The sequence below is a fragment of the Prochlorococcus marinus CUG1435 genome (assembly GCA_017644375.1).
Classification (GTDB): domain Bacteria; phylum Cyanobacteriota; class Cyanobacteriia; order PCC-6307; family Cyanobiaceae; genus Prochlorococcus_A; species Prochlorococcus_A marinus_AH.
On record JAEPLP010000001.1, the window covers coordinates 1,191,516 to 1,217,504 of the forward strand.

General features: G+C 32.8%; 24 protein-coding genes. 13 read left to right on the forward strand and 11 right to left on the reverse strand.

Annotated features, from left to right (window positions below; translation table 11 throughout):
- Positions 1–3: 3 nt before the first annotated feature.
- The 6 genes from JJ844_06735 to JJ844_06760 form a co-directional block, all read right to left on the reverse strand.
- Positions 4–1,545, reverse strand: a complete 1,542-nt coding sequence (locus tag JJ844_06735) for an NAD(P)H-quinone oxidoreductase subunit 4 (protein MBO6975368.1) — start codon at positions 1,543–1,545, stop codon at positions 4–6.
- A gap of 79 nt (positions 1,546–1,624) precedes the next feature.
- Positions 1,625–2,572, reverse strand: a complete 948-nt coding sequence (locus tag JJ844_06740) for a homoserine kinase (protein MBO6975369.1) — start codon at positions 2,570–2,572, stop codon at positions 1,625–1,627.
- Positions 2,573–2,581: 9 nt separating this feature from the next.
- A complete protein-coding gene (locus JJ844_06745) occupies positions 2,582–3,616 on the reverse strand; it encodes a glucokinase (protein MBO6975370.1) in 1,035 nt (344 codons plus the stop codon).
- A gap of 10 nt (positions 3,617–3,626) precedes the next feature.
- Positions 3,627–5,543 (reverse strand): threonine--tRNA ligase, encoded by a 1,917-nt coding sequence (gene thrS / locus JJ844_06750; protein ID MBO6975371.1) that lies wholly within the window; start codon positions 5,541–5,543, stop codon positions 3,627–3,629.
- A gap of 3 nt (positions 5,544–5,546) precedes the next feature.
- A complete protein-coding gene (gene trpS / locus JJ844_06755) occupies positions 5,547–6,563 on the reverse strand; it encodes a tryptophan--tRNA ligase (protein MBO6975372.1) in 1,017 nt (338 codons plus the stop codon).
- The gene (locus JJ844_06760) at positions 6,553–6,975 is read right to left on the reverse strand and encodes a hypothetical protein (protein MBO6975373.1); all 423 of its coding nucleotides are present in this window, start codon (positions 6,973–6,975) and stop codon (positions 6,553–6,555) included. The genes trpS and JJ844_06760 overlap by 11 nt, the downstream gene beginning before the upstream one ends.
- Positions 6,976–7,139: 164 nt before the next feature.
- Between JJ844_06760 and JJ844_06765 the strand changes: the two genes are divergently transcribed.
- From JJ844_06765 to JJ844_06785, 5 genes are read left to right on the forward strand one after another with little or no spacing between them, the layout of a single operon-like run.
- The gene (locus JJ844_06765; GenBank protein ID MBO6975374.1) at positions 7,140–8,474 is read left to right on the forward strand and encodes a YcjF family protein; all 1,335 of its coding nucleotides are present in this window, start codon (positions 7,140–7,142) and stop codon (positions 8,472–8,474) included.
- A gap of 20 nt (positions 8,475–8,494) precedes the next feature.
- Positions 8,495–9,394 carry a metal ABC transporter substrate-binding protein gene (locus tag JJ844_06770; GenBank protein ID MBO6975375.1) on the forward strand — a complete coding sequence of 300 codons (900 nt, stop codon included), beginning with the start codon at positions 8,495–8,497 and terminating at the stop codon, positions 9,392–9,394.
- Between the two features lie 3 nt (positions 9,395–9,397).
- Positions 9,398–10,162, forward strand: coding sequence for a metal ABC transporter ATP-binding protein (locus JJ844_06775; GenBank protein MBO6975376.1), 765 nt, complete (start codon positions 9,398–9,400; stop codon positions 10,160–10,162).
- Between the two features lie 12 nt (positions 10,163–10,174).
- Positions 10,175–11,050, forward strand: a complete 876-nt coding sequence (locus tag JJ844_06780; protein MBO6975377.1) for a metal ABC transporter permease — start codon at positions 10,175–10,177, stop codon at positions 11,048–11,050.
- A complete protein-coding gene (locus JJ844_06785; GenBank protein ID MBO6975378.1) occupies positions 11,044–12,216 on the forward strand; it encodes a DUF4336 domain-containing protein in 1,173 nt (390 codons plus the stop codon). Before JJ844_06780 ends, JJ844_06785 begins: the two co-directional genes overlap by 7 nt.
- A gap of 6 nt (positions 12,217–12,222) precedes the next feature.
- Here the strand turns inward: JJ844_06785 and JJ844_06790 are convergent, their stop codons facing one another.
- Positions 12,223–12,558: a DUF760 domain-containing protein gene (locus JJ844_06790; GenBank protein ID MBO6975379.1), complete on the reverse strand. Its 336-nt coding sequence runs from the start codon at positions 12,556–12,558 to the stop codon at positions 12,223–12,225.
- Positions 12,559–12,603: 45 nt separating this feature from the next.
- Positions 12,604–13,188, reverse strand: a complete 585-nt coding sequence (gene lepB / locus JJ844_06795) for a signal peptidase I (protein MBO6975380.1) — start codon at positions 13,186–13,188, stop codon at positions 12,604–12,606.
- A 50-nt stretch (positions 13,189–13,238) separates the two neighbouring features.
- On the opposite strand from lepB, the gene menD reads away from it, so the two are divergent.
- The 4 genes from menD to JJ844_06815 are packed head-to-tail and all read left to right on the forward strand — an operon-like array spanning position 13,239 to position 18,767.
- A complete protein-coding gene (menD, locus tag JJ844_06800; protein MBO6975381.1) occupies positions 13,239–15,002 on the forward strand; it encodes a 2-succinyl-5-enolpyruvyl-6-hydroxy-3-cyclohexene-1-carboxylic-acid synthase in 1,764 nt (587 codons plus the stop codon).
- 35 nt (positions 15,003–15,037) lie between these two features.
- Positions 15,038–15,895 carry a 1,4-dihydroxy-2-naphthoyl-CoA synthase gene (menB, locus tag JJ844_06805; GenBank protein MBO6975382.1) on the forward strand — a complete coding sequence of 286 codons (858 nt, stop codon included), beginning with the start codon at positions 15,038–15,040 and terminating at the stop codon, positions 15,893–15,895.
- Between the two features lie 35 nt (positions 15,896–15,930).
- Positions 15,931–17,382: a glycogen synthase GlgA gene (gene glgA / locus JJ844_06810; protein MBO6975383.1), complete on the forward strand. Its 1,452-nt coding sequence runs from the start codon at positions 15,931–15,933 to the stop codon at positions 17,380–17,382.
- Between the two features lie 11 nt (positions 17,383–17,393).
- Positions 17,394–18,767: a UDP-N-acetylmuramoyl-tripeptide--D-alanyl-D-alanine ligase gene (locus tag JJ844_06815; GenBank protein ID MBO6975384.1), complete on the forward strand. Its 1,374-nt coding sequence runs from the start codon at positions 17,394–17,396 to the stop codon at positions 18,765–18,767.
- A 1-nt stretch (position 18,768) separates the two neighbouring features.
- Here JJ844_06815 and glmU read toward each other — a convergent pair whose 3' ends face one another.
- The 3 genes from glmU to aroA are packed head-to-tail and all read right to left on the reverse strand — an operon-like array spanning position 18,769 to position 22,367.
- Positions 18,769–20,115: a bifunctional UDP-N-acetylglucosamine diphosphorylase/glucosamine-1-phosphate N-acetyltransferase GlmU gene (glmU, locus tag JJ844_06820; GenBank protein ID MBO6975385.1), complete on the reverse strand. Its 1,347-nt coding sequence runs from the start codon at positions 20,113–20,115 to the stop codon at positions 18,769–18,771.
- A gap of 23 nt (positions 20,116–20,138) precedes the next feature.
- Positions 20,139–21,044: an SAM-dependent methyltransferase gene (locus JJ844_06825; protein ID MBO6975386.1), complete on the reverse strand. Its 906-nt coding sequence runs from the start codon at positions 21,042–21,044 to the stop codon at positions 20,139–20,141.
- A gap of 12 nt (positions 21,045–21,056) precedes the next feature.
- Positions 21,057–22,367, reverse strand: coding sequence for a 3-phosphoshikimate 1-carboxyvinyltransferase (gene aroA, locus JJ844_06830; GenBank protein ID MBO6975387.1), 1,311 nt, complete (start codon positions 22,365–22,367; stop codon positions 21,057–21,059).
- Positions 22,368–22,499: 132 nt separating this feature from the next.
- Here aroA and JJ844_06835 point away from each other — a divergent pair, with 132 nt between their 5' ends.
- Genes JJ844_06835 through murI form a run of 4 tightly spaced genes read left to right on the forward strand, consistent with a single transcriptional unit; the run spans position 22,500 to position 25,962 of the window.
- A complete protein-coding gene (locus tag JJ844_06835; protein ID MBO6975388.1) occupies positions 22,500–23,228 on the forward strand; it encodes a 2-phosphosulfolactate phosphatase family protein in 729 nt (242 codons plus the stop codon).
- Positions 23,229–23,258: 30 nt separating this feature from the next.
- A complete protein-coding gene (locus JJ844_06840) occupies positions 23,259–24,086 on the forward strand; it encodes a carbon-nitrogen hydrolase family protein (GenBank protein ID MBO6975389.1) in 828 nt (275 codons plus the stop codon).
- Entirely contained in the window at positions 24,086–25,171 is a 1,086-nt protein-coding gene (locus JJ844_06845; protein ID MBO6975390.1) for an N-acetylmuramoyl-L-alanine amidase, read from the forward strand. Before JJ844_06840 ends, JJ844_06845 begins: the two co-directional genes overlap by 1 nt.
- Complete coding sequence (murI, locus tag JJ844_06850) at positions 25,168–25,962, forward strand: glutamate racemase (protein ID MBO6975391.1); 795 nt, start codon at positions 25,168–25,170, stop codon at positions 25,960–25,962. The genes JJ844_06845 and murI overlap by 4 nt, the downstream gene beginning before the upstream one ends.
- Positions 25,963–25,989: the final 27 nt, after the last annotated feature.

Sequence of the window (25,989 nt, forward strand, 5' to 3'; positions counted from 1 at the left end):
AATTTAATTAACTAAAGTTGGAATTAACCCTACTAATTTAGCTAAAGTAAGTTGATGACTGAGAGCGTTGGTTGAAGATTCGTATAGATTTATGGCTATTTTCGGCCAGAAACCTATCACCAAAGTAGGCAACAATAAACTGAAACCAATCGTCAATTCTCTGCCGTTCATCTCTTTAACTGTAGCTAGTGCAGGAATTCTAGGGCCAAAGAATACTCTTCTACACATTGATAAAAGATATATTGGTGTTAGAACTAAACCTATAGCTGCAATAAGAATCGTTATTGATCTAAAGATAGAACTGAAGCCTTCTTGACTAGTGATTCCTAAAAATACAGTTATTTCACTTATAAAACCGCTCATCCCAGGTAGTGCTAAAGAGGCCAAAGAGCTTGCTAAGAAAAAAGCAAAAGTTATTGGCAATACCTTTGCTAAACCGCCCATATTTGGAATGGAAAGAGTATTTGTTCGTTCATAAAATGAACCCGTAACAAAAAACATTGCTGCAGCAATAAGTCCATGGCTGATCATTTGAAGCATTGCTCCGCTTATTCCTAAAGCGTCCACTGCTCCGATCCCTAAGAGAACGAAGCCCATATGACTTACTGAGCTACATGCAATTCTCCTTTTGACATTATCTTGTGCGAATGCATTTAGCGCTCCGTATATTATATTAATGATTCCAAGGATGATTAATGCAGGTGCAATTTGTAGATGTACTTCAGGTAATATTTGAACATTGAATCTTAATAGAGCGTAGCCTCCCATCTTTAAAAGTATTCCAGCAAGCAGCATTGATACTGGTGCATTTGCTTCTCCATGAGCATCCGGTAACCAGGTATGTAACGGAAAGATCGGAAGTTTTACTCCAAAACCAATTAAAAAACCCAGATAAGATAATAATGCTAAACTGCCCGTTACATGCTTGTTGGTCAAGTCGGTAATATTTAAAGTAAAAGTATCACCACTTAGGGCAAGCGCTAAACCACTTACGAGTATTAATAAAGAAGCTAAGGCAGTGTAAAGAATAAATTTTGTGGCTGCATATAGTTTCTTTTTCCCTCCCCAAATAGCGATAAGGAGATAAACTGGCACTAATTCAAGTTCCCAGGCCAGGAAAAATAATAGGAAATCTTGAGAAAGGAAAACTAATGATTGAGCTGATGCTTGGACTAATAAAAGGGCAAAATATAAATTAGATTTTTTCTTGATTTTCCAGCTTGCTGCGGCAGATAAAAATGTAATTAACCCACTTAAAGCTACTAAAGGAGCAGATAAACCATCTACGCCAAGAGACCACTCTAAGCCTATTGATGGTAACCAAGAAGCTCTTTCTACCAGCTGCAAAGAGCTATCTGTAGTATTAAATTTTTGGAAAAGGACTCCAATTATAAGTAAAAAATCTATAAATAAAAAACTTAATGATATATTTCTAGGAAGTAAGTTATCTTCTCCTTCCTTCGAACTCAAGAAAGGCATTATTAATGCCCCAATTAAAGGCAGTAAAACAATAGATGATAGCCAAGGAAAAGATTCTAAATTCATTTATGGAATGAATAATTTTTTTATTCTAGTTGAAGTTGTACTAGCTTGAGACTATAACATTAAAAATGCCTAAGTAAAACTACTTACCAGAGATAGTGCTAAATTGACTGCCTGTTGTTTGAACGTTTAAGAACGGTGCTCTGCTAGCTACACCTGACTTCTCCCATGCTTTCACCATGGCTTGACTAACGTTTTTACCATTTTCTTTTTTACACAAAGCTAAGATACTTGGCCCGGCCCCACTAATTGCGCATCCTAGAGCGCCTGCATTTAGTGCGGCATCTTTAACTTCTAATCCACCCTTAATAAGTTTCCATCTGTAAGGTTCATGTAACTTATCAAACATTCCCTCTTTTATAAGTTCCGTATTACCTGCTTTTAAGCCGTTTAGTAATAAAGTAAGTGCCCCCATATTTGTAACTGCATCAGATATGGGTACATTCTTGGGCATAACCTTTCTTGCTTCACTTGTGCTTAGACGAATTGCAGGTATTGCTACAACAGCTTTAATTGAATCGTGCCAATCACATCTAATGATTCTCCATCTTTGAGAAGAAGACCTGGCTGTCAAGCAAAGCCCACCCAGAAGAGAGGGAACTACATTATCAGGATGACCTTCTATATCAATGGCAAGTTCAAGGAGTTTTTCTTTGGACAATGGAGAGTTCATTATTGCATTTGCTCCGATTAATCCAGCAACTATTGCTGTAGCACTACTTCCAAGACCGCGTGCAGGTGGCACGGCCAACTTAACTCTTGCTTCAAGTGCAAAAGGATCCTTATTTGCGCTCTCCCATACTTTCTGAGCTGCTCTAAAAACTAAGTTTTCAGGTCCTCCTCTTAAATGATTACCATCTGTACTTTCCATTATTAAATCAAATCTATCTCCACCACCTTCAATTCTTGTAAAAATAAACTCATTATACAAATCTAATGCTGCTCCAAGGCAATCGAATCCAGGCCCTAAATTTGCAGTTGTGGAAGGCACTGTTACCCTTATTTTTTTACCTACTTCAGGAATAGACATTTTTTGTTTTTAAGTTTTTAAAAGCATTTTTGCTCTGCAGGCTGCACTAAAAAGTCCAAACTCTTCATCTAAAATTACTTTTACAGGTATTGTTTTAAGAATATCTTTTAATCTTCCCTTGTCGAAAAATTGTTTTAAAAATAAGTCTGATTTAAAGTTTTTGAAATGTTTTGATGCTGTCCCTCCAGAAATCCATAATCCACCAAAGCACAATTCTTGAAGAGCAACATCTCCCAATAAAGAGGCATAAGCACCTAACCAAATCCTCTCAACTTCAATCATTAGCTGATCACCTTCTTTAGAAAGATTACAAATTTTTTCAGGTAGTTCTTTTCTCGCAGCATCAAAAATTTTATTTTTTTTTAAATATTGTTGTAGAGGATGGTTTTGGGCATCAGGTTTGCTTAGTCTCCATTCGGCAATTCTTGATAAACCAGTACCGCTAATAATTCTTTCACAAGATATCCTGTCAACTTTTAGGTAATTTTTAAGCCAAATTTTTAAATCCCATTCTAATTTTGACTTTGGGGAGTACTCAACATGACCACCTTCACTAGCTAAAACTTTTATCTTTTTCCCTGATATTATTCCTCTTGCAACCCCCAAGCCAGTCCCCGCTCCAACAATGGCATGCAAATCATTATTAGCGCCTTCAGAATTTGATCCATTTTGGATAGTAGAATATTGATTTTTTTTTAAAAAAGGTATTCCATAAATTTGTACAGCGAAATCATTTATTAGCTCGCAGCTTTTAAAATTAAATTTGTTCTGTAAAGCATTTCCAGAAATATTCCATGACAAGTTAATGATTTTTGCGTTGTTTTTAGACAAAGGACCAGCTACGGCAAAACAGGCAGAAGAAGGATGTGTAATATTCTTGCATTCTTTTTTGAGAAAATCTTCTAGGATTTGTTCAAAAGAACCCCAATCAGACGATATATATTTTTTTTTGAATATTAACTTAGGCGAATTATTATTTATTTCTTTTTCGAAAATTCCTAATAGAACTTTTGTACCTCCTAAATCACAAGCGAGAAAATTCATATATTAATAATTATTCTGTTCTCCCTTTTTTTTCAATTAATTCATCCATTAATTTGAAAAGATTTGGTAAATTGAAAATTCCTAAATTTTTTCCATTCAAGGCTCTTAAGGCGACTGAATCAATTTCCTCTTCTTTATCACCAATAACTGCAATTAAAGGAACTCTCCCGAGAGTTGCCTCCCGTATTTTGTATCCTATTTTTTCATTTCTAATATCAACTTTTGATCGGTAACCATTATTATTTATTAATTCATTAAACCTTAAACATTTTTCAATATTTCTATCAGTAATGCTTAATAGAATTATTTGATAAGGCGCAAGCCAAATTGGGAATTTTGCCTCATATTGTTCAATTAAGATTCCTATAAATCTTTCAAAGGAGCCTAAAATCGCTCTATGCAGCATAACTGGATTTCTTTTTTCATTATCAATATCTATATAAGTTGCATCCAATCTAATAGGCATTGAGAAATCAACCTGAATAGTTCCGCATTGCCAAACTCTATTAAGACAATCCTTTAACGAGAATTCTATTTTTGGACCATAAAAAGCACCTTCTCCAGGTTGTAATTCCCATTTTAGATTCTTATTATCGAGAGCTTTGGTAAGAGCCTCTTCTGATTTATCCCAAATATCTTCACTACCTACCCTTTTTTCAGGACGAGTTGATAATTTGATAATGATTTCATCAAAACCAAAAGTTTTATAAACCTCGAAAACAAGATCTATAAAAGTAGATACCTCTTCTTGAATTTGCTTTTCTGTGCAGAATATGTGTGCATCATCTTGGGTAAAGTTTCTTACTCTCATTAAGCCATGTAGTGCACCAGAGGGCTCGTTTCTGTGACAAGAACCAAATTCGGCAAGACGAATAGGTAAATCTTTATAACTTTTTAAACCTTGATTAAATACTTGAATATGGCATGGACAATTCATTGGTTTAATTGCATATGTTCGATTTTCTGATGCAGTAGTGAACATATCGTCTCTAAATTTTTCCCAATGACCGGATTTTTCCCAAAGAGATTTATCAACAGCTTGTGGGGTTTTTATTTCTGAATAATCATTTTTTTCGAGTATTTCTCTTATGTACTTTTCCAGTACTTTGTATATTGTCCATCCATTTGGATGCCAAAAAATCATTCCTGGAGATTCTTCTTGTATATGAAATAGTGAATGTTTTTTACCAAGTTTTCTATGATCTCTTTTTTCCGCTTCTTCAATTCTTGTTAAGTAGTCATTGAGTTCTTTTTCTTTTGCCCATGCAGTTCCATATATTCTCTGTAATGATTCATTCTCGCTATTACCTCTCCAATATGAACCTGATAATTTAAGTAATTTAAAGTGTCTCAAATGTCTTGTGTTAGGAACGTGAGGCCCTCTACACATGTCGATGTATTCTTCGTGCTTGTATAAATTGATGAGACCTTCTTCAGGAATTTCTTCAATTATTCTCAATTTAAAAGTCTCATCTCTTTCTTTAAAAGTTTTAATTGCCTCTTCTTTAGAAACTTGTAAAATTTCAACGTCATAGTTTGTTTTTATTAATTTATTAATTCTATTTTCGATTTTTATTAAATCTTCAGGAGTAAATCTGTATTCAGAGAAAATATCGTAATAAAAACCATCTTCAATTACAGGCCCAATCGCCATTTTAATATCAGAGTAAATTTGTTTAACTGCATGGCCAATCAGGTGAGCGAAGGAATGTCTTATTATTTCAATTCCTTCTTTATCTTTTGATGTGATGATTACAACTTTGGAATCTTTATTTATAGGAATTGTTGCATCAAGAAGAACATCATTTACTTTCCCAGCAATTGTTGCTTTAGCTAATCCGGCGCCTATACTCTGGGCAATTTCTAGAATTGTTACAGATTTTTCGAAAACCTTTTTTGAACCATCAGGCAAGGTAATTATTGGCATAATTTATTTCTCCATTTCAAAGAATCCCAATTTTGATTTAACTCTTTTTAAAGTTTGATTAGCTAAATCCTCAGCTTTTTCCTTCCCTTCATCAAGGATTTTATTTAATTGATAGGGATCATTAATTAATAATTTATATTTTTTTTGAATAGGTTCTAATGATTCAATAAGTTGTTCAGTGATTAATTTTTTAAATGTCCCCCATCCAGTTTCTGAGAATTCCTTCTCACATTGAGAAATTTCTTTGCCAGATAATATTGAATAAATCATCAAAAGATTTTTAGATTCTGGTCTCTCAGGGTTGTTAAATTCTATTCCAATAGAACTGTCACTTTTTGCTCTTTTTATTTTTTTTGTGATTATTTCAGGAGCATCTAATAAGTTAATACGACTGCCCTCATTAGGATCACTTTTGCTCATCTTTTTTGAACCATCAATTAAACTCATTATTTTTGATCCATTCTTCATGATTATTGGTTGAGGGATTTTTAAAATATTTTTATCCTTACTAAATCTGGCATTAATTCTCTGTTGTGCAATATCTCTGGCAAGTTCAAGATGTTGTTTTTGATCCTCACCTACTGGTACAAAGTCAGCGTCATATAGAAGAATATCTGCAGCCATCAGGATCGGATAGTCAAATAACCCAATGGATACATTATTTCCCTGTTGGATGGATTTTTCTTTGAATTGAATCATTCTTTCCATCCAATTTATTGGGGTCATGCAATTTAATATCCAACAAAGTTCTGAATGTGCAGAAATCTGACTTTGGACAAAAATTGAGCATATATTGGGATCTATGCCACAAGCGACGTACAAAGCTGCAGTAGAGATAGTGTTCTGAGATAATTCTTTAGGATTATATGAAGCTGTGATTGCGTGCAAATCAACTACACATAGAAATGTTTCATATTGCTCTTGAAGCGTAACCCAATTATTTATGGCCCCAAGCCAATTCCCAATATGTAAATCACCAGTTGGTTGAACTCCCGAAAGAATTCTTTTTTTATTTGCCATCCTCTTCTACTTCGTTAGATTGGATCTCTTCAGTTGATGTACTTTTTACAGGTCTTGCAAAAGGGTCAGGGACTGTTTTTGCCTTTTCTTCATAAAGGTTTTGTGATTCTCTATTCGGAGAAGAGTTTTTATTATTTTTTGCATATTCTGTGATTGATTTAATCAATTTTTCGTCTTTGATCATTTCGCTAAGTGTTCTGACAGAGAAACCTAGAACTGCAACGGTAGATCTTAATTGAAAGGTCTCTTGTATTGATTTAACAGCTTTCATTTCGTTATCACTTAATCTTATGCGGAATCCTCCTCCATCTCTTCTGCCGCCCGATCTATTTCTGAAATTAGATCTTTCATTGTTAGAACGACCTCTGTAACTTTCTTGTTCAGGATTATTGCTGAAATTTGAATTCGACATCTTAATGTTTCTAGTGTTATTTAAATAGTCTATTAACTTAGCATCTTGTTATGCAACAAGTCTTTTTAAAAGCCTAATTTCTTATCTTTTGATTAAAGACTTATGAAATTTTGCTTTTCTCATTCACAACTTGCATTAAAATAAAAGTAGAAAAAAAAAGTATTGTGTTTGATATCAGTAAAGGCAACCTTTTAAAGGATTTTGTAAGGTTTCCAAAAAAAAATCTTTTTTTTATTTTATTATTATTAGGTTTTGGGGAATGGTTTGTCAGTGACCTAATTCATTTTGCAGGCGGCTCAATAGGATTTTTTGCGTTGTGTTTGGGCGGATATTTTTACTTGAAGAATGATAAGCCTAAATTTAATGAGCCAAATAATTTAGATGGTTGGATAAATCTATGTAATGAAGATTTAAATTTTTTTGAAGAACTTGAAGAAAAAAATGAATTAGAAAAACAGAATTTTAAAAGACAAAAGATACTTGAATCGATTCTTAATAGATGTGAAAAAGAAAAAATAAGTTGTATTGGACAAAAAGATTATCAAAGTTGTCATTCTGTTTTGAAAAGTCATTTTAAAGCAGATAAGTTTGACTTTGATTTATTCGAAAAACTGCCTAAATACAATTCATCTCAAGTTATTCCAGAAGAAGCTTTAAAGAGTGATGCAATTTTGTATTTTATAACCTTGCCTTTGTCGGCAAATGATTTTTTGTGGCTAGAAAAGTTCCCAAAAAATATGCCAATCTGGTTGGTGGCTTTAATTTCAAACGAAATAGAATCCAAAAATCAGATAGAAGACCTAAAGTCCCAAATTTCAATTAATTTTATAAATAAAATCATTACTTTTGATGCGAAAAAGAATGAAATAACAAATATTCCTTTTTCGTTAAGGAAGTTTTTCATAAGTTCATCTAAAAATATTGAAAATACAAAAAAGAGACTCTTGAAAGAACTTCATGTTGCCTGGCAATCTGAAATTGAAGTGATAAGAAGAATGCAGTTAAAAAGTATACAGAGAAAAAATCAAATTCTTGTTGCGACGACTGTTTTCTTATCTCCTATCCCATCGATTGATGTTATGGCAATGACAGTACTAAATTCATTAATGATTAAAGAAATTAAGTCTATATGGGGATGTAATTGGTCTCCTGAAATTTTAGATAAAGTATCTAAAGAGATTTTAAAGACTGCAATTGCTCAGGGAGTTATTGAATGGAGTGGGCAGACTCTAATTGGTATTACAAAATTACATGGACCAAATTGGCTTGTTTCGGGAACATTTCAGGCTGTTAGTGCTGCTTATTTAACAAGAGTAGTATCAAGTTCTTTGGCTGATTTTATGGCAATAACAAAAGGAGTGGAAGAACCTGATTTGGATTTTATAAAGAAAAATTCTGAAATAATTGTTGAAAAAGCTTTTGAAAAAGAAAAAATAAATTGGCAAGGATTTATTTCTGATCTTAGAAAACCACTTATGAAACTATCTTTTAGTTCATAATCTAAAGATGAAAGTCAATTATGAGAAAAAATATTCTTTTTTTAACTTTGTTACTTCTGCTTTCTCTTGCTTCAGGTTCATGTAAGAGAGTATCAAATAAAAATGAAAGTAAAGAAGTAATACTTGCAAGTTTCACTGTTTTGGCTGACATAATTAGCAATGTTGCTAAAGATGAGTTTATTGTTAGATCAATAACGAAACCTGGAGTTGAAGTTCATGGCTATCAACCAACTCCAAGCGATTTGGTAAATGCCTCTAGTGCTTTTGTTTTTATTGATAATGGTTTTGGATTTGAATTATGGGCTGAAAAATTTGTTTCTAATTTAAAAGTTAGAAGAATTACTGTTGCGGAAGATTTAGATCCTATTTTTATCAGTGAAGATTTTTATAAAGGAAAACCCAATCCTCATGCCTGGATTTCTCCAAAAAGAGGGATCCTATACGTTGATATTCTGGTGGATTCTTTATCAGAATTGAGGCCATCCAAAAGAATATTATTTGAAGAAAATGGAAAAATTTATAAAGATAAACTCTCTAAATTAGATAAAGAATTCTCACTTTTTATTAATAACTTAAATAAAGACAGGAGGTATCTAGTAAGTTGTGAAGGTGCTTTTTCATATTTAACAAATGATTATGGATTAGAGGAAGTTTATTTGTGGCCAGTAAATGCTGAGAGTCAAATTACTCCCAAAAGAATGACAAGAACAATCTCACTAGTTAAAGAAAAAAATGTCCCATCTGTATTTTGCGAAAGTACTGTAAGTAACGAATCTCAAATGGTTGTTGCAAATGAAACTGGGGCTAATTTTGGAGGAAATCTTTTTGTTGATTCATTATCTGATGATAGTGGTCCTGCTAGTTCCTACATAAAAATGCTTGAGCATAATTTGGATTTAATAAAAAAAGGGCTTTTTTGAATTATGGAATCAATCAATTATCAAAATTTTAGGATTGATGCAGAGAATATTTGTGTGGATTACAACGGTAAGGTGGCTTTGTATGATGCTAATTTAAGATTGAAACCTGGCCAGATTTGTGGGTTAGTAGGAATGAACGGGGCTGGTAAAACAACCTTTTTTAATGCTTTAACTGGCTTTGTAAACATTTCAAAGGGAAAAATTAGAATAAATGGAGAGTCTGTAAGATCTGCTCAAAAAGATCAGACAATTGCTTATGTTCCTCAGAATGAGGGAATTGATAGTCAATTTCCAATAAGTGTTTGGGATGTGGTGATGATGGGAAGATATGGTTCGATGAATATTTTTAGGTCTCCTAGAGAGTCTGATGTTCAGGCGGTCAAAGATGCTATTGAGAGAGTTGATCTTACTGATCATTTATCTACACCTATTGGAAACTTATCTGGAGGTCAGAGGAAACGAACTTTTTTAGCTAGAGCAATTGCTCAAAGAGCGTCAATATTACTTCTTGATGAGCCTTTTTCAGGTGTTGATATAAGAACTGAAAAACTTATCTCAGAATTATTTATTCAATTTAAAAATGAGGGGAAAACTATATTATTATCAACGCACGATATGATTCATGTCCGTGAATTTTGTGATTTGGTTCTTTTAATAAATAAAACTGTTGTAGCTTACGGCGAGACCTCTGAAGTGTTTACCCCTGAAAATATTACAACCACTTTTGGAGGGATCTCACCTAATTTCTTGTTTGGACCTGAATCCTAAATTTAAAATTATATGGAGCTCTGTTCTTTTTTAACTTTAGATTCATTCATAACAGAACCTTTGACTCATGAATTCATGAGAAAAGCACTTCTTATGAGTTCATTAGTTGCAGCTGTTTGTGGTTTTCTTTCAAGTTATTTGACTCTTAAAGGATGGGCTTTAATGGGAGATGCTGTGTCACATTCGGTAATGCCTGGTGTTGTGGTGGCTTATGCATTAGGTCTTCCTTTCTCATTAGGGGCATTTATTTTCGGAGTTGGTTCTGTAGCATTGATAGGTTTTATTAAGCAGAAATCTAGAGTTAAGGAAGATACTGTTATTGGGTTGGTATTTACCGGATTTTTCGCTCTTGGAATCGTATTAGTTTCTAAAATAAAAAGTAATATTGATCTGCATTCTATACTTTTTGGTAGTCCATTAGGAATATCACTTTCAGATGTAAAACAAACTATATTCATTTCTTTATTAGTAGTAATCCTTTTATCGATTTTTAGAAAAGATTTAATGCTTTATTGCTTTGATCCTAGGCATGCAAAAACAGTTGGGATTAACGTATTTTTTCTTCATTATTTACTCCTCACATGCTTGTCTTTGGCAGCTGTTGTGGGCTTGCAGTCTGTTGGAATTATTTTGGTAGTTGCAATGTTGATTACACCAGGGGCTACAGCATATTTACTTACGGATAAGTTTGATAATATGACACTAATTTCAGTATTAAGTGCAATTTTTTCAAGTCTGATAGGAATCTATGTTAGTTTTTGGTTTGATCTTGAAACAGGTGGATCAATTGTCCTGGCACAAACTTTTATATTTTTATTTGCTTTTTTATTTGCTCCAAGATACGGAATATTTAAGTTAAAGAAATTATTTACTGGGTATAAATTATAGTGGTGGAAGAAACTTTAAATAAAAAGTGGAATTGGTGGCCATTATTCCCTTTATATCCTTATGGATATAAGAAAACAATTTTAAGAGAGTTAATTCCTAATCAAATATGGTCTTTGGAACAAATACAGGGGCTTTATTATGTTGCGGTTCCAATAAGAATGACGGTAATAAAGGTTGATAATGGATTGATGCTAATAAATCCACTGCCACCGACAAAAGAATTAATAAATGAGTTGGAAAAATTAATTGCGATTCACGGCAACGTAAAAACAATAATTCTACCGAGTGCCTCTGGACTAGAACATAAAATCGGATTGCCTGCTCTTTCAAGAATTTTTAAAGATGCAGAAATTTGGCTTTGTCCTGGACAATGGAGTTTCCCCATAAATCTACCAATAGATTTTTTAGGAATTCCATCAAAAAGATCAAGAATACTGTTTGAGGAAGGTACTCCACATAAAAACTCCTTTAAATGGTCTTCATTAGGCCCACTGAATTTAGGACTTGGAAGATATCAGGAGATAAGCTGTTTCCATTATCCTACGAAAACTCTTCATGTAACGGATGCAATAGTTGGAATAGACTCTACACCACCTGAGATATTTGATTTTGATCCAACTCCACTTCTTTTCCATGCTAGAGAGAGAGGAGATCAACCTTTAATTGACTCCATAGAACAAAGAAAAAAAGGCTGGAAAAGATTAGTCTTATTTTCATCTTTTTTGAAACCAGGTAAATTAAATATTCCACCTTTAAAAAAAATATTTAAGTATTCTTTCAAAAAAGATCTTAGAAATTGGAGATCTCATTTCGGTATCTATCCCTTTTTATGGGAGGAAGATTGGGAATCCTCTCTTGTAGAAATAATGGGTAAAGATACTCCTAAGATTCAAATCGCACCAGTTTTACAAAAATTAATTTTTCCGCGTTCAAAAGAAGTTTTACTTAAGTGGTTAGAAAATATAAAGTCTCTTGAAGATATGGAATATTTAATCCCAGCTCATTTTACGGCGCCTATAAAATTTACAACAGATGATTGTCAAAAATTAATTAATGAAATTAATTCCCAAAAGTGGGACAAACTTCCTGAGGATAATAAATTCTTGATGGGTTTATATAAAAAGTTGTTTGAACTAGGAATAATTCCTGAAGAAGTAAATCTTTAAAAAATATTATTCTTCTATAGACATGTTTTCATCATTTTTAAGAGTTTGTTCCAGCTCTTTTCTTTGCTCCATTTGTCTTAAGAAATATCCTGTCATCATTGCAGAAGATAATAAATTAGCAATGTTGTCTTTTGAAGATGTTATTTTTACATCAAATTGATCTGAAGGAAGCATTCCAAGTAGACCTTGAACGTTATGTCTAATAATTTCTTGAATATCTTCACTAGCTGATTTTGCTACTCTTTGCAATACTTCTGGAGATTGTTTTTGTAAATATTGGATTAAATCATTCTCATCGTTCGGATCATTATTTTCAGTAGCAAGAAATTCTGGATTAAACATTTCTACAACTTCAGTATATAAGAACCCTACAACATCACGTACCCATTAATTTAATTTATTAAGGGCAGGGAACCGAATAGGTCCAATTTTATTAAACGGCCAATATCTAAAAATAGCTTTACCAATAACCTTTTCATAGGGTAAAAACCCCCAAATATGTGAGTCCATACTGTTATTTCTATTATCTCCCATCACCCATAATGACTCTTCTGGGACAATAAAAGGCCCTATTGAATAATTAATATTCTTGTCAAAAACGTAATTTTTTTGAGCGATATCATTTAAGTAAAGGTTACCATCTCTTACTTCTACCTTGTCTCCAGGTATTCCAATGACTCTCTTTATTAGTGCAGTATCAGCTTTATAACCAGCATTAATTAATTGTTCTGGAACGTTAAAAACAACTATTTCATTTTTTAATGTTGAAAGATTTGATTTGGATGTGATTTTGGGGGTTACTTTCTCAACAAGAATTTTATCTTGTATTTGAAGAGTTGGAAGCATTGAACCGGATGGAATCCATCTTGGCTCAATAACCTGCCATCGTATAATTAAAGCTATAGATAACCAGATTAAAAGATTTTTTAAATCCTTTAATATTGAATTTCTTTTTTCTTGAGTTGTAGACATGTTTTATTTAATTCAGTTATAAGGAAAATCCCAAAGCATTTATATAAATTATGACATCATCTATTGAATGCAAAAATTTTCTTAGAAGTTTACAACTTTTGAATCTTCTTATAAAAATAGGAGTTCAAAATTTAATAGTATGTCCTGGTAGTAGATCAGCACCTTTAGCTATAGCTGCGGGAGAATTAAATAAATTAGGACTGGTAAATATTTTTAATTCAATAGATGAAAGATCTGCGGGATTCCACTCTCTTGGGATTTCTGCTGCATCAGGTAATCTTTCTTTAGTTATTACCACTTCCGGAACAGCCGTAAGCAACTTATTACCAGCAGCAGTTGAGGCAGACCGATCTTGTAAAGGTATTATATTTCTTACTGCTGATAGACCCTTGAGATTAAAAGATTGTGGGGCTAATCAAACAGTAAATCAAGAAGATTTTTTGAGTTCAGTCTGCAGAAAAGTTTTAAGTACAAATCTAAATGGACTCCATGAAACGCAAGATAATGAAATCTTAAATTTAGTACGAATTACTGAGAAACAAATATCAACCTACCCTGGTCCTATTCATTTAAATATTCCTATTGACAAGCCTTTGGATATTTCATTTTTAAATAAAAAAAATGTTTTAGAGGTTTTTGAGAGAATTTATTTAAAGAAAAAATATGTCTTTCAGGAACTTGAAATAAAGTCTGATAAAAACAAATTTTTAGAAATTTCAAAGAGTTTAAATCTAAATGAATCTGGCATTATTTTGGTAGGTCCTTATCAAGGTTCAATAAATGACTTATCTTCTTTTAATAAATCTTTAGAACAATTACAAGAAATTACTGGTTGGCCAATTTTCGCTGATCCTATTTCAGGCGTTTATTCTTATTTGAGAGGTTTAGTTGTGAATTGGGAATTAGTCTTAAGAAAAAATAAGAATTTAATAAATTGTCATCAACTTTTGAGGCTTGGTCCTATGTCATCCTCAATTGATTTGGAGAAGTTTTTAACAACCTTCGAAGGAATACAAATTCTTATAAAAGAAAAAAACTACAGAAAATTGGACCCTATAAAAAAATCATTTGAATATGATTTTGGGCTATCAAATTTTACTACTCTTTTATTAGAAGAATTATCAATTCACGAAAAAAACAAAAAGGCGCTTACTCCGTTAGCTATAGATCTAATTGAGGAAGGTGAGGAAATAAAAGAAATTTTAAAAGATAAAATTACATGTGATAATCAAATTACTGAATATAAGCTTGCAAACCTTGTTCCAAAAATTTGGCCAGCTGAAAATCCAATAATGCTTTCCGCGAGTAGCCCTATTAGAGATTGGCTTACATTTTCTGAGAATGCTACTTTAACAAGAAATTGTTTCAGCTTTCGAGGCGCTTCCGGAATAGACGGTACTTTATCCCTAGCATTAGGAATTGCTAGAATCAAAAAGCCTCTACTTCTAGTAACCGGAGATTTGGCTTTTATTCATGATATAAACGGCTGGCTGATTGAAAATTCAATCGAATTGAATTTAACAATTCTTCTTATAAATAATAATGGAGGAAATATATTTAATCGTATTTATAAAAAAAATTTAAAAGAAGATGAATTAAAAAAACTATTTCTTATGCCTAAAGAAATAAACTGGTCAAAACTCGCAGAGACCTATGAAGTAAACTTTAAAAATGCGGCAAATTTTAAAAAATTAAGAGAGGCATTCGATTGGAGCATTTCTATCCAGAAATCTGTAATAATTAAAGTTGATATTGATCCAGAAAATGAAATTTTTGAAAAAAATGCCCTGCTAAAAAAAATAATTGGCAGTTAAATTTATTATTTTCTATCTTTGAATAATTAGGATTCATGAAAGTATTACCTGGTAAAACAACTTTAAATTGGTCAGAATGCAAATCTTATAAGGATATATTGTTTCATAAATCAGATGAGGGAATTGCGAGAATTGCAATTAATAGGCCTGAAAAAAGAAATGCATTTAGGCCACAAACTGTCGATGAACTAATTAACGCATTTAATATCGTAAGAAATGATGAAACTATTGGAGTAGTTCTCTTTACAGGTGCGGGACCTGATAAGAAAGGGATTTATTCTTTTTGCTCTGGAGGTGATCAGAGTGTAAGAGGTGAAAATGGATATAAAAATGATGAAGGGAAGCAGAGATTAAATGTACTTGAACTTCAAAGATTAATAAGAAGTTTACCTAAAGTGGTTATTGCCTTAGTTCCTGGTTTTGCAATTGGAGGAGGACAGGTACTTCATTTGATTTGTGATCTCAGTATCGCCTCTGAAAATGCAATATTTGGTCAAACTGGACCAAAAGTTGGTAGTTTTGATGCAGGATTTGGATCTAGTTATTTGGCAAGACTTGTTGGTCAAAGAAAAGCAAAAGAAATTTGGTTTTTATGTAGAAAATATAATTCCAAGGAAGCTCTTAGGATGGGCTTGATAAATGCAATTACAAAGATTGAAGAATTAGAAGCTGAGGGTGTAATCTGGGCAAGAGAGATTTTACGAAATAGTCCAACTGCTATTCGTATTCTTAAAGCTTCATTCAATGCTGAGAATGATGGGATTGCGGGTATTCAAGAATTATCTGGATACACAACTCAATTATTTTATTCGACTGATGAAGCTCAAGAAGGTAGAAATGCCTTTCTTGAAAAGCGTCCACCAGATTTTTCTGACTATAAGTGGACACCCTAGTTTATTTTTCAAAAGAACTTTTTAAATAATTATCAATGAGAATTCTTCTTGCCGCTGCTGAATGTGCTCCAATGATCAAAGTTGGAGGTATGGGAGATGTGGTTGGTTCGTTACCACCATCTTTGATAAAACTTGGTCACGATGTGAGGGTAATAATTCCAGGATATGGGAAATTGTGGAGTCTTTTAGAGGTATCAAACGAACCAGTCTTTAGAGCAAATACAATGGGCGCTGATTTCGCGGTATATGAAGCAAAACATCCCATTCATAATTATGTGATTTACCTGGTAGGCCATCCAACATTTGACTCTGACCAAATATATGGAGGCGAAAATGAGGACTGGCGCTTTACATTTTTTGCTAGTGCCACTGCAGAATTTGCCTGGAATTGTTGGAAACCACAAGTTCTCCATTGCCATGATTGGCACACTGGAATGATTCCTGTGTGGATGCATCAGGACCCCGAAATTAGTACTGTCTTCACAATTCATAATTTAAAATATCAAGGCCCTTGGAGATGGAAACTAGAAAAAATGACTTGGTGTCCTTGGTATATGCATGGAGACCACACAATGGCTGCGGCAATGTTGTATGCAGATAGAGTAAATGCTGTTTCTCCGACTTATGCAGATGAAATTAAAACCCATGAATACGGGGAAAGCCTTGAAGGATTACTTAATTACATCTCAGGTAAATTAAGGGGAATTCTTAATGGCATAGATCTTGATGAATGGAATCCAGCCAAAGATCCAGTTTTACCTGCAAAATTTACTATTAAGAATTTAGAAAATAGACAAGAAAATAAGAAAATTCTACAGAGAGAAATGGGTCTTGAAGTTAATACTAAAAAATATCTTTTAGGTATGGTTAGTAGGTTAGTTGATCAGAAAGGGGTTGACTTACTTTTACAAGTTTCAAGAAGACTTTTAGCCTATACAGATTCTCAAATAGCTGTTTTAGGGACAGGAGATAGATATTTAGAGTCTGGATTATGGCAACTGGCATTAGATTACCCAGGAAGATTTTCAGTATTCCTTACCTATGATGATTCTTTATCAAGGCTTATCTATGGTGGCTCTGATGCATTCTTAATGCCAAGTAGATTCGAACCTTGTGGTATTAGCCAACTTCTTGCTATGAGATATGGCTCTATCCCAATAGTGAGGAGGGTTGGAGGCTTAGTTGATACAGTTTTGCCTCATGACCCAGAAAATAATAGTGGAACAGGTTTTTGCTTTGATCGCTTTGAACCTATAGATTTCTATACTTCTTTAGTAAGGTCTTGGGAGGCCTTTAGGCATAAAGATAGCTGGGAATCTCTCCAAAAAAGAGCTATGAGCCAAGAGTTTAGTTGGCAAAGATCAGCTCTCGAATACGAAATTATGTATAAGGATGTTTGCGGACTAAAAGAACCATCCCCAGATGTTGCTGAAGTTGAAAAATTCTCATATGGACAATCAGCCGATCCATCTTTAAAAAAAGTATGATTTAATTTTTAATGGAATTTTCATTATTAGAATTGAACAATGTTTTGGGTGATATTAAAAATCTAAGTGAGGGGAATAAAGATTTTTTGAGTTTTAAAAATATAAGTATTGATAGTAGAACTTTATTGAAAAATGATCTTTTTATAGCTATCAAGGGTAAAAATTTTGACGGACATAGTTTTCTTACTGATGTTTTGAATAAGGGAGCCAAATCAGTAGTAATTAAAAAAGGGATGCAGAAATTACTTCCTAATAATTTTCCTTACTGGGTAGTAAATGACACTTTAGAGGCATTTCAAAAATTAGCATTGCTAAAAAGAAAAAAATTAAATATCCCGTTGATTGCAATAACTGGATCAGTGGGTAAAACAACAACAAAAGAAATGATAGGTGAAGTTTTAAAGAAAATTGGAAGAATTAAACTATCTCATGCCAATTTCAATAATGAGATTGGAGTTGGTCTGACTATTCTCGCTACAGATATAGAAGATAAGGTTTTGGTCCTTGAGATGGGAATGAGAGGTCTTGGACAGATTGAAAATTTATCTAAATATAGTGAACCCGATATTGCAGTTATTACAAAGATAGGTACAGCCCATATTGGATTGTTAGGCTCGAAAAAGAATATTACTTATGCAAAGTGTGAAATTAGTAAGTTTTTAAATCCAAAAGGAGTTGTAATAATCCCAGCAAATGATGCATTTCTAGAAGCAACATTAAAAGAATACTGGGAAGGGAGAGTAATAAAAGTAGAATTATTAAATATAGAAAATCAAAATAAGAATTTTAAGAAAGATGAAAATTTGCGAGGATTTTATAATCCATCTAATAAAACGATTTTGATAGAAGAAAATATCTTTGAAATTTCATTTGACGGATTTCACAATGCTTCAAATTTCTTATTCGCTTATGCAGTTGCTAAAGAGCTAGGTATTAATTTTGCAAGTTTTAATAAGTTTAATTTTACAAGTTTAGAAGGAAGAAATAAAATTCTTAAATCAGTTAAAACTACAATATATGATGAATCATATAATGCCTCGCCAGAATCAGTAAAAGCATGTATTGAAAACCTTCTAGAAAAACCTAAAAATCATTTTTTTATATTTGGAAGTATGCAAGAATTGGGTGGGGAATCTGAAAAATACCATAAAGAAATATTCAACTTAATTAATAATTCTGATATAAAAAAATGTTTATTTATTTGCGATAAAAAAAATAATAATCTTTACTTTAATTATCTAAAAGATAAGAAAAAATTTTTAGTTTTAAATAATATTAAAGACATCCCTAGTTCGATCAACAATTCTACTAAAAAAGGTGATTCGATTCTTATTAAAGGGAGCAGATATTGGCAGCTTGAAAAAATTATTGACCTAATTGATTAGGTTATGTTTTCTTTTCCCAATTCTCTATATTTACTTGCTTTGTTCTTGATATCACTAATGAATTATCTTTGGAGTCTTTGGTGATCACTGAACCAGCTCCTGTTGTTACGGATTCCCCAAGATTAATGGGAGCTACAAAAACTGTATTTGCACCAATACTGGAATTCTTTCCAATTTTTGTTTGATGTTTTTTCTGACCATCAAAATTTGCGGTAATGGTACCTGCCCCTATATTTGTAGATCTTCCAATAATAGAATCGCCAATATAGCTAAGATGGTTTACTTTGGATTCTTCCTCTAATTGACTATTTTTTATTTCAACAAAATTCCCGATTTTACTAAGAGAGGATATTTTTGATTTAGGTCTTATATGACTGTATGGACCAATTTTTATATGATCCATTATCTGAGAATCATATACAGTAGAATTTGAGATTTCACAATTAATTCCAACACTAGAATTTTCAATAAAAGTATTTGGTCCAATAACGCAATTTCTGCAAATTTTAGTTCTTCCTCTTATATGAGTATTAGCCTCAATAATTACATCCTGACCAATTTCTGCTTCTTCGCTGATTGAACAACTTGCTTTATTTAAGAAAGTTACGCCATTAAGCATATGCTTTTCTTTTATTGAATGTTGAAAAATTTCTTCGCATTTTGACAGTTGAATTCTGTTATTAATTCCCTGAAGCTCTCCATTATCCTCTACCTCTATGCCTAAAGAATTCTTTAGCAAAGATACTGTATCTGTTAAGTAGATTTCTTTTTGACTATTATTGCTTTGTAAGAAACCTATTATCTTTGATAAATTATCCCAGTTAAAACAGTAAATACCGGCATTTACTAAGGAATTTTGTTTTTCTTGATTATTACAATCTTTTTCTTCAACAATTCTTTCTATAAAACCTCCTTTCAAAAAAACTCTGCCATACCCATGTGGATTTTTTTTCTTTGTAGTTATTAAAGAAACATCAGCATTCTTTAAGTCATGTAATTTTAAAAGCCTATTTAGAGTTTCAGTCTTAATAAGGGGCACGTCCCCATTAAGTACCAAGAGCTTCCCTTCATTTTTTTCTGCCTCTCTAGTGAGCACTTGAATAGCATGTCCAGTTCCTAATTGAGGTTCCTGTATAACAAAATGAATATTTTTATTGTTTGGAATTGACTCTTGTACTTCTTTTGATTTGTGTCCAGTAATTATAAAAATTTGATCAGGATTTAGTTCCACACAAGAATCAATCACTCTCTGTAAAAGACTTTTCCCAGAAATTTTATGTAAAACCTTTGGTAATGAGCTAGCCATTCTAGTGCCCTTACCTGCAGCCAATATCGCAACGCTTAACATATTTTTTTTAAATATACATAAATCTAACTCCTCAAGGCCGACTTCGCCATTCTCCACTTCTTTCTCCATTCCTTGGTAGATAAAAGATTTGAGAATAATTGCTCATCTAATCTTTTATTAATAATATCTTTTTTACTTGAGTTGAAATCTTGATCCCTATAAGGAATACTTGCTTTAGTTAATAGATGTTCCTCTTCCATGACAGATAAATTTTCGAAATTAAGATTGGGTTTCAATTTGTTCTTATCAAATTTTGCTACTGCTACAGTTCCTTGACTCCAAAAAGTTCTTTGATTAAAACTTGGTTTAATAGAAAAAATTTCTAACCCAAGATTTCTCAATGTTTTTCTCACTGCCGCTGAAGAAGAATAAGTAATTAAATAACCCTGAGATTTGAGCCTTTGAGTTACTTTAGATAAAAATTCAATTGTCCAAACTTGTGGGCATTTTTGAGGAGAAAAACCATCTAGATAAATTAGGTCGAATTTATTGGCTGAAGGAATAATATTAATTTTTTCTCTAGCATCACCCCACAAAATCCTACATTTAAAAAATTGATCTTCAAAGTAATTTTTTCTGTAAAGTGATTCAAATATTTTTTTAACTTGTGGATCCCATAATTTCTCGAAAGATTTATTTTTTATTGCATATTCAAGAGGCTTTTTATCAATTTCCAAAGCATACAAATTCAAATAAGATTTTTGTTTAATTAATTCATCCAATAAAGAAGCGGAATTGTATCCTAAGCCAAAACATATATCCAAAACATCAAGAGATTTGCCCCGAAATCTTTGCAAATCGGAAGGTGCTGTAAACTTTAGTTTTGTTTCCTCTAATGCTCCTGATAAGTTATGGAAATTTTCTTGAAAAAATTTACTTCTTAAAGAGTAACTGCCATCTTTTGTTAAAACTTCTATTAATTCAGACAAAAACTTTTTAGGTTAGTAAGTTAGTGTGGCAAGGTCTTCCCAAAAAGCAGGATATGAAACGCTAGCTGCATCTGCTCTTATTATTTTCGAGGTACCTTTAGCAAGAAGTGAAGCGATAGCAAGACTCATCGATACTCTGTGATCTGTCTCACTGTCTACCTCTGCAGAATGAAATTTTGATTCACCATTAATAATTAATCCATCATCTTTTTCTGTTATTTCAGCACCAAATTTGCGCAACTGTCTTGCCATGACCTTTAAACGGTCTGTTTCCTTTACTCTTAATTCCTGTGCATCCTTAATTTCAGAAACTCCATTACAAAAACATGCCGCTACTGTAAGGATAGGAATTTCATCAATAAGTTTTGGGAGAATATCACCTTCAATAGTGAATGAACTTAACTTGTTTGCAGTCTTTACTCTAATAGATCCAATAGGTTCACCTGCGATTATAGATTTATCTAATATCTCATAATTGCATCCCATAAAATCCATTACATTTAATATCCCTGTCCTAGTAGGATTCAATCCGACATTCTTAATTAAAACCTCTGAATTCGGTACAATAGATGCAGCAATCATCCAAAAGGATGCAGAGCTTATGTCTCCTGGTATTAATATTTTCTGACCAATTAATTTACTACCTGACTTTATTACAACATTTCTTCCTAATTCTCCTCTGATACATATGTCTGCCCCAAATGCTTTTAACATTCTTTCGGTATGATCTCTTGAAGATGCTGGCTCAATTACTGATGTGGTCCCAGAAGCTTTGAGGCCAGCCAATAATATTGCGGACTTTACTTGCGCACTTGCTACGGGCGTTCCAATAATGCATCCTTTAAGCTTGTTTCCATTAATTGATATTGGAGCTTTGTTGCTTAGCTCTCTACCAAAAATTTTTCCACCCATTAAAGATAATGGTTTACCTACTCTCCCCATTGGCCTCTCATTAAGAGAATTGTCCCCCGTTAAAATAAAATTTTTTCCTTCTTGACCGGCCAGCAATCCCATTAATAATCTCATGGTGGTTCCCGAATTTCCGCAATTAAGAATTTCTTGAGGCTCTTTTATTCCATCAAGACCCAAGCCTGAAATAGTAAAGGTCTTATCTTTTTTAATTTCTGGTATGTTTACACCTAATTTTCTAAGACAATCAGCAGTTGAAAGTGGATCTTCTGAGTGTAAAAATCCTTCAATGGTAGTTTCACCCTCAGCAATACTTCCTATTATCAAAGCTCTATGAGAGATCGATTTGTCTCCAGGAACTTTTATTTTTCCTCTTAAATTAACTCCACCCTTTATTTTGCGGATATTGTTCATTTTTAAATCAAAACTTGATAGAGTTTTTATAAATACAAATTAGATATATATTATCAATAAGTTTGTTTTTTAAAAAAAAATTTTCAAAGTAAGTTACTGTTTTCTATAATAAAACCAGAAAAGGATCTGATCATTAATCTTACTTATTATCACGTTGCAAATGATGTTCCAGAAATAAGTCCTGATGTCGCAGTGGTTATTGATGTTTTAAGAGCAACTACCACAATTTCCTGGGCTTTAAAAAATGGAGCTGACTCAATACAAGTTTTTGCAGATTTAGTTTTATTGAAAGAAACTGCTATTCAGTGGAAAGCAGATGAAAGATTATTGCTTGGAGAGAGAGGCGGTAAGAAAATTGATGGGTTTGATTTAGGTAATTCTCCTTTGTCAGTTACAAAAAAAGTTGTTAATGGTAAGAGATTATTTATGAGTACTACAAACGGGACTAAATCATTGCAAAAAGTTCAGAATGCAAAAAATTTATTTGCTATGGGACTCCCAAATAGGCGTGCAGTTGCAGAAAAAATTATTTCACTAAAGAGTGAAAATGTTTTAATACTTGGTAGTGGTTGGGAAGGCTCTTATTCACTTGAGGATTCCTTGGCTGCTGGTGCTTTGGCCTCATACTTGGTAGCAAAATGTGATTTTGAAGTTAATATTCTTAATGATGAATTACAAGCTGCGTTGGCACTCTGGGATTTTTGGAAAAATGATATTTTGAAATGCTTAAAAACAGCAACCCATGGCAAAAGATTGACAAGTCTTGGAGATTATGAGGAAGATTTTAAATGTTGCTCAGAACTTGATTGCTTGGATATAGTTCCTGTTCAAGTTCAAAGAGGTGTGCTTCGTGCCTCATGAGTAACGAATTAGTTCATTAGGAGTTAAGTTTTGACTGATTTTTTGGTAGCTGCATTACAAATTACTAGTACATCAAATGTTGAAGCGAATTTTGCTGAAGCAGAAGAACAGATTGAATTGGCCGCTATAAGAGGTGCTGAGTTAATAGGATTGCCAGAGAATTTTGCTTTTTTAGGAGAAGATAAAGAAAAACTTAGATTGGCGTCTGAATTATCAATTAAGTGTGCAAATTTCCTCAAAACTATATCTCAAAGATACCAAGTGTTTCTTTTGGGAGGAGGGTATCCTGTTCCTGCTGGCGATGACAGTCATACTTTTAATAGGTCAGCACTATTTGGAAAAGATGGACAGGTTTTGGCAAAATACGACAAAATTCACTTATTTGATGTTGATTTGCCAGATGGAAATTTATATAAGGAGTCATCAACTATTTTATCTGGGGAGGAGTATCCACCTGTTGTTGATGTCCCCGGCTTATGCAAAATAGGATTATCTATTTGTTACGACGTTAGATTTCCTGAACTTTATAGATATTTGTCTTCTAATGGTGCAGAGCTAATCATGATTCCCGCAGCTTTTACAGCATTTACAGGGAAAGATCATTGGCAAATCCTATTACAAGCAAGAGCGATTGAGAACACAGCATATGTAGTTGCTCCAGCCCAAACTGGAATTCATTATGGGATAAGGCAAAGTCATGGTCATGCAATGGTAATTGACCCTTGGGGCACAGTTTTATCTGATGCTGGAAAAACGCAGGGGGCGGCAATTGCACCGGCCGATAAAGAAAGAGTAAAAAAAATTAGGGAGCAGATGCCAAGCCTTAAACATAGAAAAAAAGAATTGTTTTCGAACTAATGATGAAGTTTTTAAACAATAGACTTATTCGTTATTTATCTGTTTTTTTATTTTTAAATTCTGGAACCTTCCCTGTTAAAGCTTCAAGCGCTTTGGCGGCATGGGAGTTGAAAACTAACGGGGTTTTAGAATTAAGAACCAAATCAAATACTAATTTAAAAGCATACTTTCAGAAGGCTAACCAAATATATGGTGATAGATTCTGGATAGATTTCCCTGGAGAATTAAAAAATCCTAGGAAATTAAAAGGTAATGGCCCTATAAAAGAGATTAGATTAGGTAAACCAAATTATGGTAAAACCAGATTGGTTATTGAATTTAGAGATGAAACTTATTTGAAGCCTTTGACCTGGCGAATGGTTGGTTTAGATCAGAATAGGTGGAGAATTAAATTATTTTCACCAAGATATTCATTTAAGAAGATTGGCGAAGGAGTAATTGAAAGAAAAACGAGGAAAATTAATTCATATCAAAACCCTATTCATATGAGAAAAAAGGTTAATGATTACTTAAAATTGCCAAACGTAAAACAAAATAAATTTTCAGTTGTTATTGATCCTGGACATGGCGGTCCTGATCCAGGAGCAATAGGTATTAGTGGAATTAGGGAAACAGATGTTGTGCTTGAGGTCTCCAAAATAGTTCAAAAGTTATTATCTGAGAAAGGTGTAAAAGTAAGATTAACTAGAAAAAATGAGGTTGATTTGGATTTATCCCCAAGAGTTTCCTTTGCTAACAATTCTGATGCGGATATATTTGTAAGCATTCACGCGAATGCCTCAAGAGGGAAAAGGAGAGATATTAACGGTTTAGAAACCTTTTACTTTAGAGGTTGGAAAGGCAGATTACTTGCAAAAAGAATTCAAAAACAAATTCTAAGAGTTTCTCCGGGCAGTCCTGATCGAGGAGTTAAACAAGGTAGATTTTATGTAATTAAAAACACTAGGATGCCTGCAGTTCTTGTGGAAATTGGATTTTTAACCGGAAGACTAGATGCAAGAAGATTAGAAAAAACTTCACACCGTAGAAGAATAGCTTATGCAATTACAAAAGGCATCCTTGAATATCTTATTAAAGTAGGGTGAATCTTAAAGTAGGTATATTCGATAGCGGGGTTGGTGGTTTTACTATCCTTAATTCTTTACTAAAAACACGTAAAGACGTTGAAGTTTTTTATTTGGCTGATAGAAAAAGAATACCTTTTGGTAATAAAAACTTTGAAGAGATAAGGATTATTGCAAAAGAGATTTGCACCTTTTTTGAAAACAAGAATTTGGATGCGCTTTTAATAGCTTGTAATACTACAAATGCATGTGCACTTGATATTCTAGAAAAAAATTTAAGAGTCCCTTGTTTTGACCTTATAAACTCAGTATCGGAAATAGTTGATAAACAAATAATAGGCGTCATAGCAACACAAACAACAGTACGGTCTTCTTATTACAAAAATGCTATAAGTTCAAAAAAAGAGAAAACGAAAATATTTCAGCAAGAATGTCCTGAATTTGTTCCGGAAATTGAAAAAGAAAAGCTAAATTTTAGTAACTTAAATTATCTTTCAGATTTGTACCTGAAACCATTACTAAATAAAAATATTGAAGAATTAATACTTGGATGCAGCCATTATCCCTTAATTTATGATTTTTTGCGAAAAAAATTAGACTCAAAAATCAAAATTATCGATCCTTCGGAAGCGTTAATAAAAAAATTTAATGAAACCTTTGATATTCCAAAAAATTACCGCTATGAGAGCCTTTCTTATGAAAATGTAAAATTCTTTGTTACTTCAGAAAGAGATGAGTTTTCCAATAAAGTAAAGTTTTGGCTTGGAATTAATAAAGAAATTAGTTTGGTTAACCTCCGAAGTAATGTTTGATTCCTTAAGATATAGAAGAGGTCAATC